Source organism: Actinomadura sp., from assembly GCF_044508335.1.
Classification (GTDB): Bacteria; Actinomycetota; Actinomycetes; order Streptosporangiales; family Streptosporangiaceae; genus Spirillospora.
Genome location: NZ_JBIQHY010000006.1, coordinates 74,871 through 87,643 on the forward strand (window position 1 = coordinate 74,871; position 12,773 = coordinate 87,643).

11 protein-coding genes are annotated in these 12,773 nt (G+C 73.2%); all 11 read right to left on the reverse strand.

Annotation, left to right across the window (positions count from 1 at the left end):
- Nucleotides 1-243: hypothetical protein (locus ACIWVC_RS04220; protein ID WP_396453820.1), on the reverse strand; the 243-nt coding region annotated here is incomplete at its 3' end.
- 36 nt (nucleotides 244-279) lie between these two features.
- Nucleotides 280-912, reverse strand: a complete 633-nt coding sequence (locus ACIWVC_RS04225; protein WP_396447197.1) for a DUF4142 domain-containing protein — start codon at nucleotides 910-912, stop codon at nucleotides 280-282.
- Between the two features lie 128 nt (nucleotides 913-1,040).
- On the reverse strand, nucleotides 1,041-2,552 hold the full coding sequence (locus ACIWVC_RS04230; RefSeq protein ID WP_396447198.1) for a ferredoxin: 1,512 nt from the start codon (nucleotides 2,550-2,552) through the stop codon (nucleotides 1,041-1,043).
- Nucleotides 2,549-3,409 carry a hypothetical protein gene (locus tag ACIWVC_RS04235; RefSeq protein WP_396447199.1) on the reverse strand — a complete coding sequence of 287 codons (861 nt, stop codon included), beginning with the start codon at nucleotides 3,407-3,409 and terminating at the stop codon, nucleotides 2,549-2,551. The genes ACIWVC_RS04230 and ACIWVC_RS04235 overlap by 4 nt, the downstream gene beginning before the upstream one ends.
- Before the next feature lie 47 nt (nucleotides 3,410-3,456).
- The gene (locus ACIWVC_RS04240; protein ID WP_396453821.1) at nucleotides 3,457-5,568 is read right to left on the reverse strand and encodes a hypothetical protein; all 2,112 of its coding nucleotides are present in this window, start codon (nucleotides 5,566-5,568) and stop codon (nucleotides 3,457-3,459) included.
- A gap of 852 nt (nucleotides 5,569-6,420) precedes the next feature.
- Entirely contained in the window at nucleotides 6,421-7,197 is a 777-nt protein-coding gene (locus tag ACIWVC_RS04245) for a hypothetical protein (protein ID WP_396447201.1), read from the reverse strand.
- Nucleotides 7,198-7,214: 17 nt separating this feature from the next.
- On the reverse strand, nucleotides 7,215-8,342 hold the full coding sequence (locus tag ACIWVC_RS04250) for a glycosyltransferase family 4 protein (protein WP_396447202.1): 1,128 nt from the start codon (nucleotides 8,340-8,342) through the stop codon (nucleotides 7,215-7,217).
- 81 nt (nucleotides 8,343-8,423) lie between these two features.
- Entirely contained in the window at nucleotides 8,424-10,058 is a 1,635-nt protein-coding gene (locus ACIWVC_RS04255) for a cytochrome bc complex cytochrome b subunit (RefSeq protein WP_396447203.1), read from the reverse strand.
- Nucleotides 10,055-11,170, reverse strand: coding sequence for a Rieske 2Fe-2S domain-containing protein (locus ACIWVC_RS04260; protein ID WP_396447205.1), 1,116 nt, complete (start codon nucleotides 11,168-11,170; stop codon nucleotides 10,055-10,057). The genes ACIWVC_RS04255 and ACIWVC_RS04260 overlap by 4 nt, the downstream gene beginning before the upstream one ends.
- Entirely contained in the window at nucleotides 11,167-12,078 is a 912-nt protein-coding gene (locus ACIWVC_RS04265; RefSeq protein WP_396447206.1) for a c-type cytochrome, read from the reverse strand. Before ACIWVC_RS04265 ends, ACIWVC_RS04260 begins: the two co-directional genes overlap by 4 nt.
- A 37-nt stretch (nucleotides 12,079-12,115) precedes the next feature.
- Nucleotides 12,116-12,772, reverse strand: coding sequence for a heme-copper oxidase subunit III (locus ACIWVC_RS04270; protein ID WP_396447207.1), 657 nt, complete (start codon nucleotides 12,770-12,772; stop codon nucleotides 12,116-12,118).
- Nucleotide 12,773 lies beyond the last annotated feature (1 nt).

A 12,773-nucleotide genomic window follows, 5' to 3' on the forward strand; every position in this document is an offset into this window, starting at 1 on the left:
GCCGCCGTTCTGCTGGCCGCCGTTCTGCTGGCCGCCGTTCTGCTGGCCGCCGCCCTGCAGGTTCGGGATGCCGGAGCCGTCATTGCCCCCGGCGGGTTGTTCGGGGTAGGCGGCCGGATTCGCCGCCTTACTCGTCTGCGGGCCGTTCGGCTGGGCCACGGCGCCGGGGGTCTCCTGGCAGGCCGTCGCGACCAGGGCGAGCGCCGGGATCATCACGGCGATGGCCTTCTTCTTTCGTCCCATGGAAAAGGTCTCCCTTTGCGGGGTGGGATGTGTACGTCAGTGCAGGGCGCGCCGGGGAACCAGCCCGGTACTCTCCAGCAGCGAAATATGCGTGTTCACGAATTTCATTCCGCTTTCGATGAACTGCCGCATCACGGTGTTCTCGGTCTGCGCGCGAGCCTTCGCGAGGAGCTGGAAGACCTGCCCGTGCGCGGCGCGCAGCCGCAGCACGAAGGTCTTGTCGTAATCGGCGCCGAACTTGCCCGACAGTTCTCTGAGCCAGCTCTTCTGCGCCCCGTTGGGCTCGACGGGGAGGAGTACGCCCAACTGCTCCGCGGTGGAGCGGGTGGCGGCGTCCAGTTGCATGTGCTGCGCCGAGATGATCCCGGCGACCTCCCGCACCCTGGGGGACGCGGCACGCTGCTGGGCCTGCTGGCCTGCGGGAGTCTCCCACAGGTTGGCTTGCCTGACCTTGACGAGCACCGTTCTGTCGAGGGCGCTCAGCCGTCCCCACTTGGTGTTCACGGTGCCGCCGAGCTGAGCCGCGCCGCTGGCGGGGACGCCGACCGGATTCATGACGACCACGTAGGCGGCCACCGCGGCGGCGACCACCGCCAGTATCAGCAGCGGACGCCCTCCGCGAAGGCGCGGGAGCCTGCGCATCTCTGCCATTCCGTACGCCTTCCCCATGATCACTCTCCTCCTCTCCGGATCGCTTCTGCGGACACGACGCGGGTCTCACCATGAATACGCACCGCACTAGCGGGATGGTTCAACGATGTCCACTTTTCGTCGTCTTTTTTTTCTGCACCCGGATTTCATCGCCTGGACGGCGCTCCCGGCACGCCGTCGACGACGCGCAGCGCCAATGCCGGGCACATCGCGACCGCTTTCTGCACGTCCTTCTCCAGCCATGCGGGAATGTCCGTGCCGAGCACCACGGGGAAGCCGTACCGGTCGAGCTGGATCAGCTCGGGGACGAGGTAGGCGCACAGGCCGTGCCCGTCGCACCGGCTCCAGTCGATCGCCACCCTCCCCTCCGAGCCGTCCGGCACCGGCAGCGGCAGCACGCCGTAGGTCGACAGGCCGCAGCCGCCGCCCCAGCGGTGCGCGTCGATGTCGGCGGTGAACGCCTCCATCGCCGACAGCACGAACTTGGCGGTCCCGTCCGGGTGGGTGCAGGCGCCGCGCCCGCGGCCCACGCCGGCGGCGCGGCGGACGTCCTCCACCGTCCCGGCGCCCTCGGTGAGCGCGTTCAGCGACCGGACGACGTCGGGCAGCCCGAGCCGGCACGGCCCGCACTGCCCGGCGGACTGCGCCGCGAGGTAGGAGGCGATCCGGGTGACCTCGCCGAGCGGGCAGGTGCCCTGGGTGAGCGGCAGGATGATGCCGGCGCCGACCGTCCCGCCGACGCGCCGCATCCCGGCGCGCGACAGCACGGCCCGCGACACCCCGGCCGGGTCGAGCCACATGCCGTGGTACCCGCCGACGAGCACGCCCGGCGACGGCGGCACCTGGCAGTGGTCGAGGACGGTCTGCAGCGGCGTCCCGTAGGGCGCCTCCACGACCTGCAGGCCGCCGATCGTGAGCAGCGTGGTGCCCGGTTCGTCCTCCGTCCCGGCCGAGGCGTACAGGTCGGGGCCGAGCGACACCAGCACCGCGAGCTGCGCGAACGTCTCGGTGTTGGACAGCAGCGTCGGGAACCCGTCCACCCCGGAGTCGGACGCGCGGACCTTGACGCCCGGCGGGATCGGCACCTCCCCGTTGATGGCGCGGATCACCGCGCCGCTCTCCCCGGAGATGAACCGCTCGGTCAGCCGGACGACGCGGGCCGGCATCCGCCGCTCGCTGATCGCGGCGCGCACGGAGCGGGCGGCCTCGTCGTCCTCGACGGCCACCACGATCCGCTGCGTGCCGAGCGCGGACGCGGCGATCTGCGCGCCGTCCAGGACGAGGTGCGGGGCCCGGCAGAGCAGCACCTTGTCCTTGGCGCTGCCGGGCTCGCCCTCGGCGCCGTTCACCACCACGACGACGTTCTCGCTGGAGCCGCGCTCGTCCGCGCGCTCGCCGGGCAGCAGCGCCGTCTGGTCGGCGGTCGGGTGCTTGATCCGCGCCGCGACGGCCATCAGCTTGCGTGCGAACGGGAAGCCGGCGCCGCCCCGCCCCCGCATGTCGACCTGCTCGGCCATGCGGACGAGCTCGTCCAGCCCCGGCGCGCGGAGCTTGCCGTGCACGGCCAGGTGCCGGTCGATGTCCAGCCGGTCGAACCGGTCGAACCCGAGCGTCAGGCGGGGGCCGCCGATGCCCGAGACGGTGACCGTCGAGGTCATCGCATGACCTCGGTGTCACGGCCCGGCCCGGTCACCGGTATGCCGCGCGTGTCGGAGACGGTCCGGCGCGGGTCGTCGGCGAAGTCCCGGTCGGGGAAGTCGCGGTCGGGAAAGTCGCGGTCGGCGAGGTCGCGGGCCGCCGCGCGGGCGCGTCCCTCGGCGTGCTCGCGCGCGGCCATCTCGCGCCGGTACCGGGCGCGCCCGGCGCCGTCCGGCAGCGAGAACGAGTCGATCTCGTCCCCGGCGCGGGGCAGCTCGCGCGGCTTGATCACCACGATCATGCGGGTGACCAGGGCGAGCACGACGAGCACGACGCTCATCACGTAGCTGAGCACCACCCAGTTCGCCGCGGACCGGCCGGTGATGAGGCCGTGCACGATCGCCGTCGGCCAGGCGATGTAGGCGAGCACGTGCATCGACCGCCACACCCAGGTCTTGCCGCGGATCGCGAACTTCGCCCGCACCATCCCGGTGATCAGCACGAGGAACATCAGCTCGGCCGCGATGGTGCCGAGCCCGATGGCGCCGCCGTCCGGGATGATGATGTTGCTCGGCAGGGCGAGCCCGTTCATCACCTTCACCGAGATGTGCGCGACCAGCATCGCCGTGGCGACGACGGCCGCGGCGCGGTGCACGGCCTGCGCGAGCACCCGGTGCCGGATCTTCAGGATCAGCCGCTCGGTGGCGAGCAGCCCGAACATCACGGCCGTGGTGTAGGAGACGAGGGCGAAGACGCCCGCGTAGAAGTTGAGGAAGTACTGCACGTTCGCGACCGCGACCGCTCCCGGCGGGGTCGCCGCGCCGACGAGCACCAGCACCGCGCCGGCGAGTACGACGCGCAGTACCCAGGTGGGCACCGCGGGATCATCACTGCTGCGAGTTCGCACCGTTCGGACTCCTCTTCCTAGGTGGCGGCCGGCGCCGGAGCGGCGGCCGATCCTGTGCCGTCCTCCGGCTCGGGGCTGGGGGACGGTGATGACGGCGGCTCCTCGTCCGCCGCGGGGACCGGGCCGAGGTTGGCCATCAGGCCCCCGGGAAGCACTTGCAGGGCGCCGCGCTCGGCGAACCCGAGGAGCGGCTTGGCCCGCTCCCGGAACGTCCAGCCGCCGATCTCGGCGCCGTCCAGCGGGACCGCGCCCGCGCCGGCGCGCAGGGCGAACCCGACCTCGGGGCGCGGCGCGGCCGCGCCGCCGCAGGGCCGGGCGGTGCCGGTGCGGCCGAGCGCGGCGCCCTGCTCGACGACGCTGCCGTCGCGCAGCTTCGGCACCCCGCTCAGCCCGTAGTAGGTGGTGGCGAGGCCGCTCGCGTGCACGAGCATCACCAGCGCGTTGCCGGACGAGTTGCCGCAGAAGCGGTAGAGGCGGCCGTCGCCTGCGGCGACGACGCGGCCGTCGCCGCCGGAGAACGCCAGCGAGGCCAGCGGGCGCGGGGACGTGGAGCCGTCCGAGGTCGTCATCGCCCAGACCTGGCCGATCTTCCACGGCAGCATGAGCCGGTCGCCGGCCCGGGTCCCGTTGACGAGGGCGGCGGCCTGCGCGGCGGAGACCGCCCCGTACTTGCTCAGCAGCCGCACCTCGGACGCCGATATGACGGCCGCGGGCACGTCGCCGAGCAGGGCGGCGAACGCCTTCCCGCCGGACAGCCCGACCTGCCACTCCTTGCCCGTCCAGTGGGCGGCGTAGAACGCGACCTCCGGGTTGGCGGTGCTGGACTCGGGGACGGGGATCGCGGTCGTGCCGAACACCCAGGTGCGGTCGGCGCTCGTCCGGGTCGCGCCCACGATCGGCGCCTGCGTCGGCGCGGCGCCGTAGGCCTGCCGGGCGGCGGCGCCGCGCTCGTCCAGGGTCAGCTTCCGCACCTGCGCGGCGAGCGCCCGCAGGCTGGGGCCGTTCGGCTCGGCGCCCGGGGCGCCGCCGGCGGGCTGCTGCGCCCCCGGCTGCCGCGGCTGCGCGGGCGTGTCCGTGCCCGGCTTCGGCGGCTGGATCGCGCGCTCGGAGCCGACGGGGCCGGACGCTCCGCCGAGGGGGCCGCCGTCCAGCAGCGCCCGCTCGGCGATGCCGAGCAGCGACAGGCCGACGGCGGTGGACAGCACGATCGCGCCGATGCTCATCTTGTCGGTGGGGCGGCGGCCGCGGCGCGGCTTGGCCTTCGGGCCGGGGCGCGGCGGGGCCAGGTTCCGGGACGCGGCGCGGGCCGGCCGCCGGTTCTCCGGCCGCCGCTCGGGCCGCGGCCGCTCCGGGCGGCGCGGCGGCGGCGTGAACTCGCGGGACCGGTCGCGCTCCCGGCCGAGCCCCTCGCCGCGCGCGTCGAACGACGCGGTCCGCGCGTCGGGCCGGGCCGTGCGGGCGTCGGTCCGGGCGCCGGTGAGGGATTCGAACGACGCGGTCCGCGCGTCGAACGGGGCGGTCCGGGCGTCGGTCCGGGCGCCGATGAGAGATTCGAAGGATGCGGTCCGCGCGTCGGTGCGCGCCGCCGGCGGCGTCGTCGGCAGGTCTTTCCGCGTGGCGCGGGAGTCCGACTGCGCGGCGCGCATGTCGGGGCGGCGCGGCTCCGGCCGCTCCGCGCGCACGTCGCGCTCCGGGCGCGCCTGACGCTCGGGGCGCGCCTCGCGCTCCGAGCGCGGGTCGCGCTCCGCGCGCGGGTCGAGGCGCGCGGCGGGCCGCCGGTTCCTGGCCTCGAAGGGGTCCTCCCGGCCGGAACCGCGGTTGCGCACGTCGAACGGGTCGCCGCGCTGCTTGCGCCGCTTGGCGGGCGGCTCCTGCCGCTCCCGCGGCGCGCGGGAACCGCTCTCGCGCCGCTTCACCTCGCGCCGGCTCGGCTCCCGCCGGGACGACTTGCGCCCGCGCTCGGACCAGTCCGGCTGCTCCGACCACCAGGACCCTTCGGGCCACTGGGGCTCCTCGGACCAGCGGCCCTGCCCGGTCGCCGGTCTCGATGAGGGGCGCGCGGGCGTCTCCGCCCACGATGAAACATGCGTGTTGCTCCGGGACGCATGCCCGTTATCGCGTCGCGCCATGCCCTCTCCTGTGGAGGAGGCGGAGGGCTCGGCGAACGCCGGTGGTTCCGTGCCGCCGGGCTCATCGCCCGGCGGCGGTTCCGCTGAGACATCACGGGACCGCGGTGTCGGAGCCCGCTCGCTCCCACCGCGTTCCCCGAACGGATTCTCGGCGAACCCGCCCGATCACTCCGGGAGCATACGCCCCAGGAGCCACTCTGGCGCAATCGCCGCCGAAAAGTCCGTGAGCCCCTGTCCCGCAGGCGTTTGCGCTCTCCGGACGAGTACGCACGAACAGCGCACCGGGTTCAGTACCTCCGGCGGCCACCGCGGAAATTTTCGCGCCGGCGGCGCGGCCACCGCGCGGCGCGCCCCTACCGGCCGGACGGCGCGGTTCGCGGCCGAAGCTGGAAGGGGGCTTAGCGACGACTGATCCGCCCCTTAAGCGCGCTTTAACGGTGCTGCCGCCGGCCGCGGGCCGCCCTAGCTTCGGGAACGTCAGCGGCCGCGGACGCGAGCGAGGCAGGAGGTGGCCCCAATGAAACGATCACCGCGACACGGGATCGGCCCGAAGGCCGCCGCCCCGCCTCCCGTGCGCCCGCGGCCGGGCACCGACGCGGGACCGAGCCCCGCGGTGCCGGATGCCGGGGCCGCGCCCCGTGCTCCCGTTCACGCGGACCCGATCCCGCCCCGCGGACCGGCCCACCCGGCGCGCCCCACCTCCAGGTTCTCCCCACGAGGGCGCCGGGCCGGCCGCGGCGGATCACACCCACCCCACCTCGGCAGGGGCGGTCCGCGGGAATCGGTCTCCGGAGCACGGGGCGCGATCCCTAACGCTCGGCCCGGCGCTCGGCCCGGCGCTCAACTCGGCGCTCAACTCGTCCAGGGGAGGCGGACCGCCTCCAGGGACGGGTCCGTCAGCACCGCCTCGACGAGCGGCGCCGGGCCCACGATCTTCGTGCCCCACAGGTCCCAGTCGCAGTAGACGACCCAGGACCGGTCCTCGGGCCACAGATTGGACGGGCAGCTGCTCAGGCCGGGATGGTCGTACAGGGCGGCCGCGTCGCCCAGCCGGCCGGCGAGGACGGTGTCGTCGTCCCAGTCGGCGGTGACCAGCGGGCAGTAGTACGCCAGGCAGCGGGTGCCCGCGCCGGACGGGCTGTACCGCAGCAGGATCCCCATCAGCCGGTACCAGCTCTCCCGGTCCAGGCAGCCCTCCGCGGGCGGCCGGACCGCGGCGGACCAGCTCCCCGCCGGATGGCCCTGGCGCAGGCAGCGGCTGCCCGGCAGCGCCCCCTCCGGGACGACCGGCTCACCGAAGCCCCGCGCCAGCTCCCGCCAGCGCAGCCGCCGCCACCCCGCGCCCGGGTCGCCGCTGCGGCCGAGGTCGACGCCGGTGACGATGGCGCCCTCCAGCAGGTCGCCCATGTCGGACGGCCCGGTCAGCCCCGCCGCCGCCACCGTCTGGTGGACATCGTCGTGGGTCGTGGTGACCAGGCCCTCCTCCCACACGTACATCGCGTGCAGGAGCCAGGCGGCGTCGGGGCGGCGCGGCGGCTCGAACCCCGAGTGGCCGTGGCCCGGATCCAGCTCGCGCAGCCACCGGGCGGCCTCCCCCGGAACGCGGGCCCATGCGTCCTCGATGTCCATAGCCGCATCCTGCCATCTCAGGGGGCCAGCAGGGCGCCCAGCCGGGCGGCCTGGACCTCCCACCGCCATTCGCGCTCCACCCAGGCGCGGCCCCGCTCCCCCATCGCGCGGGCGCGGGACGGATCCGACAGCAGGGCGGTGAGCGCGGCGGCGATCTCCGGGACGGACCGGCCCGGCACGACGAGGCCCGTCTCGCCGTCCAGGACGGCGTCCGGGGCGCCGCCGGAGTCGCCGGCGACCACCGGCAGGCCGGTCGCGGACGCCTCCAGGTAGACGATGCCGAGGCCCTCCACGTCCAGGCCGCGGCGGCGGGTCCGGCACGGCATCGCGAACACGTCGCCGGCGTCGTAGTGGGCGGGCAGCTCCTCCCAGGCCACGCCGCCGGTGAACACCACGGAGCCCCGCACGCCGAGGGACGCGGCGAGGCGCTCCAGGTCGCCCCGGTAGGGGCCGCCGCCGACGAGCAGGAGCGCGGCGTCCGGCTCGCTCCGCAGGACGCGCGGCCACGCGCGGATCAGCGCGTCCTGGCCCTTGCGCGGCACCAGCCGGGACACGCAGACCGCGACCGGGCGGTCCGCCAGGCCGTACCGGGCGCGGATCTCCTCGCCGCCGGTGTTCCGGTGGAAGACCTTCTCGTCGACGCCGGGCGCGAGCCGGGACATCCGCGCGGCGGCCCCCGGCGCCAGCGCCCGCGCCAGCCGGGCGCGGGTGTACTCGCCCAGGTAGGTCAGCACGTCCACGTCGTCCCCGATGCGGCGGAGCAGGCGCCGCGCCACCGGCAGCGCCGCCCAGCCGGCCTCGTGCCCGTGCGTGATCCCGACGAGCCGGGCGGCGCCGCGCCGGCGCAGCGCCGGGGCCAGCAGGCCGAGCGGCGCCGCCGCGCCGAACACCACCGAGTCGCAGCCCTCCGCGCGCAGCACGTCCGCGGCCCGGCGCAGCACCCCCGGCTCCGGCAGCATCAGCGAACCCGGATGCCGCACGACCGGGAACGGCTGCCGCGCGTCGAACTCGGCGGCGCCCTTCCACGCCGGCGCGTACACCACCACCGAGCCGGCCGGGCGGCGGGCCGCGAGGCCGTGCACGAACGCCTGGATGCCGCCGGGGCGGGGCGGGAAGTCGTTGGTGACGAACAGGGTCTTGGTCATCGCCCGGTCAGGATACGGACCGCCGGGAACGCGGCGAGGCCCGCCGCCGCGGAACGCGGCGGCGGGCCCCTGCGCGTGCGATCAGTGGCTGATCTCCTCCGACTTGCGGCCGCCCTCGATCTGCTCCTGCTCGTGCTCGCCGTGCGCGTGCTCCTCGACGGGGATGTCGTCGTAGGTCCACGCGCGGTTGAGCCGCGAGCGCAGGTGGCCGAGCGGGCCCTTGGCGCCGGGCGCCGGGATGCCGCGGGCGTCCCGGTCCGGCGGCTGCAGCCGCGCGTTCTCCTTGGACAGCAGGACGTGCCGCTCCTCGTCGCGGGCCGGCTCGTGCCGCTCGGAGAACTTGCCGTCCGGCGACATCATGACCACGCCGCTCTCCACGCCGTGCGCCACCACGTCGGCGTCCTTGCGCTGGAGGCCCAGGCAGATCCGCTTGGTGGCGATGAACGCGATGATCGGACCGAGGAAGAACGTGACCCGGAAGAACCACGTCGTGGCGAACAGCGACAGGTGGAACTTGTCCGCCAGGACGTCGTTCGCGCCGGCGAGCCACAGCAGCCCGTAGAAGGTGACGGCGGCGACGCCGGTCGCGGTGCGGACCGGGGCGTTGCGCGGCCGGGTGTTGACGTGGTGGTGCCGCTTGTCGCCGGTCACCCACGCCTCGACCCACGGCCAGACCGCCGCGCCGCCGAACACGATGCCGAGCGGCAGCGCCGCCGGGATGAGCACGCTCAGAGTGAGCGTGTGCCCGAGGAAGTCGTACTCCCAGCCCGGCATGATGCGCAGCGAGCCCTCCAGGACGCCCATGTACCAGTCGGGCTGGGAGCCCGAGGAGATGGCGCCCGGATCGTACGGGCCGAACAGCCAGATCGGGTTGATCTGCGCGAACGCCCCGAGCAGCGCCAGGACGCCGAAGGTGAACAGGAAGTAGGCGCCCGTCTTGGCCATGAACACCGGGTAGAACGGGTAGCCGTACACCTGCTTCTCGGTCTGGTGCTTGACCGGCATCGCGGTGTGCTTCTGCACCCACATGATCATCATGTGCGCGGTGACCAGGCCGAGCAGCAGCGCCGGGATGAGCAGGATGTGGATCATGTACAGCCGGGGCACGATGTCCTGGCCGGGGAACTCGCCGCCGAACAGGAACATGTACGCGTACGTGCCGACGATCGGGATGCCCTCGGCCACGCCCTGGGTGATGCGCAGGCCGGTGCCGGACAGCAGGTCGTCCGGCAGCGAGTAGCCGGCGAGGCCCTCCAGCATGCCGAGCGTGAACATGCCGATGCCGATCAGCCAGTTCAGCTCGCGCGGCTTGCGGTAGGCGCCGGTGAAGAACACCCGCAGCATGTGCGCCAGGATCGACGCCATGAACAGCAGCGCCGCCCAGTGGTGGACCTGCCGCATCAGCAGGCCGCCGCGGATGTCGAAGCTGATGTGCAGCGTCGACGCGTACGCCTCGGACATCCTCACGCCGTTCAGCGGCGCGTACGAGCCGTCGTACACCACCTCGCCCATGCTGGGCTTGAACCAGAACGTCAGGAACACTCCGGTCAGCAGCAGGATGACGAAGGAGTACAGGGCGATCTCGCCCAGCATGAAGGACCAGTGGTCCGGAAAGACCTTCTTCATGTTGCGCTTGAAGAAGGTGGTGGAGCCGAGGCGGTCGTCGAGGAACGTCAGCGGGGCCTCGACCGCCTTCGGTGCTGTCGCCTCGCTCATCCGCGCTCCCAGAAGCTCGGGCCGACGGGTTCTTGGTAGTCGCTCGTCGCGATGATGTAGCCGTCCTCGACCGACAGCGGCAGCTGCGGAAGCGGCCGCGCCGCCGGGCCGAAGATGACCTTCGCCGCGTCGGTGGCGTCGAAGGTGGACTGGTGGCACGGGCACAGGATGTGGTGCGTGGTCTGCTCGTACAGGGCCGCCGGGCAGCCGACGTGCGTGCAGACCTTGGAGTACGCGACGATCCCGTTGACGTGCCAGTTCTCGCGTCCCTTGGCGGGCTTGAACTCGTCCGCGGGGACGTTGATGAGGATCGTGACGGCCTTCGCGACCTGCGTGAGGGCCTGGTCCTCGGGGACGTGCTCCTCCAGCCCCTCCGGCAGGACGGTGATCATCGAGCCGGGGGTGGCGAAGTCGCTGACCCGCAGCGGCTTGTTGGTGCCGTCCACCACCAGGCGGACGCCCTTCTTGCCCTCGGCCTGCGCCCGCTTGACCGCCTCGCCCCAGAAGGTGTGCCGGAGCTTCTTCTCCGGCAGCGGGCCGAGGTCGCGCAGCAGCACCAGCGGCGCGAGGCCGAGCGGCGCGGCGGCCAGCAGCAGCGTGCGGCGCAGCAGCGGGCGCTTGGTGACGCCGCTGTCCTCCGCGCCCTCCAGGAAGTCCCGGGTGAAGGCCGCCCGGGTCTCCTCGTCGGCCGCCAGCTCGTGCCGCTCCTGGACGATCGGCTTGCTGGTCATCAGCCGGCGCACCCAGATCGTGACGCCGATCGCCATCGACAGGAACGCGACGGCCATCGTCCCGCCGAGCCAGAAGTTGACCTCGCGGGCGTCCCAGATGCCGTGCATGCCGCCGTCGCGGCCGCTCCAGCCGATGAAGTAGGCGATGAACGTCACGCTCGACAGGAACGCGAGCAGGAAGAACGCCGCCACGATCCGCTCGGCGCGCTTGGCCGACCGCTCGTCCAGCTGCTCCCCGACGCCCGCGGGCGCCGAGATGTCGTCCTCGGCGAGGAGGGCCTTCTCCCTCGCCGGGGACGGCGTGCCGATCACGCGCTCGCGGCGGCCGCCGTCCTCGCGCGGGCCGGTCGAGCCCGCGGTCTCCTTGTTGTCGTCGCTCATGACTTCTTCAGCTTCTTCGGCTTCTTCGCGGTGATCCACATGGCCGCCATCACCATCAGGCCGACGCCGACCAGCCAGGCGACCAGGCCCTCGCTCACCGGGCCGATGCGGCCGAGGCCGTTACCGCCCGGGTTGGGCTCCTCGCGCGTCTGCACGAGGTAGGAGATGATCGCCCGCTTGTCCTCGGGCGTGAGCGTGGTGTCGTTGAACACCGGCATCGCCTGCGGGCCGGTCAGCATGGCCTCGTACATCTGCGTGGGCGTGACGTCGCTCTTGGAGAGCGGGGGCGCGTACTTGCCGCCGGTCAGCGCGCCGCCCTGGCCGGTGAAGTTGTGGCACTGCGCGCAGTTGGTGCGGAACAGCTTCCCGCCGAGCGCGACGTCGCCCTTGGCCGGGTCGACGGCCGCGGCGGACGGAACCTCGGGGCCGCCGCCGAGGGAGGCGATGTAGGCGCGCAGGTCGGCCAGGTTCTTCTCGGCCTGGGCCTTCTGCTTCTCGGCGGCCTCGCGCTTCTCCTTCTCCTCGTAGTCCGTCTTGATCTGCGTGTTGAAGGCGGGGATCGGCTTCTTGCGCGGCACCTGCGCGTCCGGGTTCATCGCGGGCATGCGGCCCGTGCTGACCTGGAAGTCGACGGAGGCGGCGCCCACCCCGATGAGGCTGGGCGCGATCCAGTTGCCCTTGGCGTCCTTCGTGCCCTCGGCGTTCAGCCCGTGGCAGCTCGCGCAGTTCTGGTTGAAGAGCGCCTGCCCGTGCTTCAAGTCCTCCGCGGCCTGCGCGGTGCTCTGCGCCTCGGCGCGGTCGGTCTGCGGCGAGAAGCCGGCGTAGATCACGCCGATCGCCGCCAGGGCCGCCAGCACGACGGCGTAGCCCGCCCACGGGCGCCGTCGCCATGCGGTGATCCTTTTCACGGAAATCCCCGTTCGGGTCATGTCGTCGGGATGGGGGTCAGAGGTCGAGCAGGTAAACGACCGAGAACAGGCCGATCCACACCACGTCGACGAAGTGCCAGTAGTAGGACACGACGATCGCGCTCGTCGCCTGCTCGTGCGTCCACCGCTTGGCGGCGTAGGTGCGCCCGAGCAGGAACAGGAACGCGACGAGGCCGCCGATCACGTGCAGCCCGTGGAAACCGGTCGCCAGGTAGAACACCGAGCCGTAGGCCGAGGACGCGAAGGTCAGCCCGTCGTGGGTGACGAGGTTGAAGTACTCGTAGCCCTGGCCGGCGACGAAGTAGGCGCCCATCAGGAAGGAGAGGACGTACCACTCGCGCAGCCCCCAGCTCGCCGGGTTCCACACGCTGCCGTCGCGCCCGACCTTGCCCGCCTCCGCCTTGAACACGCCCATCTGGCACGTCACCGAGGACAGCACCAGGATGGTCGTGTTGACCGCCGACAGCGGCAGGTCCAGCGGGGCGCCCGGCCACGCGTCTTCACCGGACTGGCCGATCGTCACGGAGCGGATCGTGAAGAACATCGCGAACAGCGCCGCGAAGAACATCAGCTCGGACGACAGCCAAACGATCGTCCCCACGCTGACCAGATTGGGACGGTTCGCCCGTGCGTGAGGTGTTGTCTCTATCGCGGATGCTGTCACGGGCAGCATT

Coding starts and splice junctions, on each gene's coding strand:
- ACIWVC_RS04230 (WP_396447198.1), bottom strand. CDS start 2,552: ATGACCTCGACGGTCACCGTCTCGGGCATCGGCGGCCCCCGCCTGACG.
- ACIWVC_RS04255 (WP_396447203.1), bottom strand. CDS start 10,058: ATGAGCGAGGCGACAGCACCGAAGGCGGTCGAGGCCCCGCTGACGTTC.
- ACIWVC_RS04270 (WP_396447207.1), bottom strand. CDS start 12,772: ATGCTGCCCGTGACAGCATCCGCGATAGAGACAACACCTCACGCACGG.
- ACIWVC_RS04250 (WP_396447202.1), bottom strand. CDS start 8,342: ATGACCAAGACCCTGTTCGTCACCAACGACTTCCCGCCCCGCCCCGGC.
- ACIWVC_RS04225 (WP_396447197.1), bottom strand. CDS start 912: ATGGGGAAGGCGTACGGAATGGCAGAGATGCGCAGGCTCCCGCGCCTT.
- ACIWVC_RS04245 (WP_396447201.1), bottom strand. CDS start 7,197: ATGGACATCGAGGACGCATGGGCCCGCGTTCCGGGGGAGGCCGCCCGG.
- ACIWVC_RS04260 (WP_396447205.1), bottom strand. CDS start 11,170: ATGAGCGACGACAACAAGGAGACCGCGGGCTCGACCGGCCCGCGCGAG.
- ACIWVC_RS04240 (WP_396453821.1), bottom strand. CDS start 5,568: ATGGCGCGACGCGATAACGGGCATGCGTCCCGGAGCAACACGCATGTT.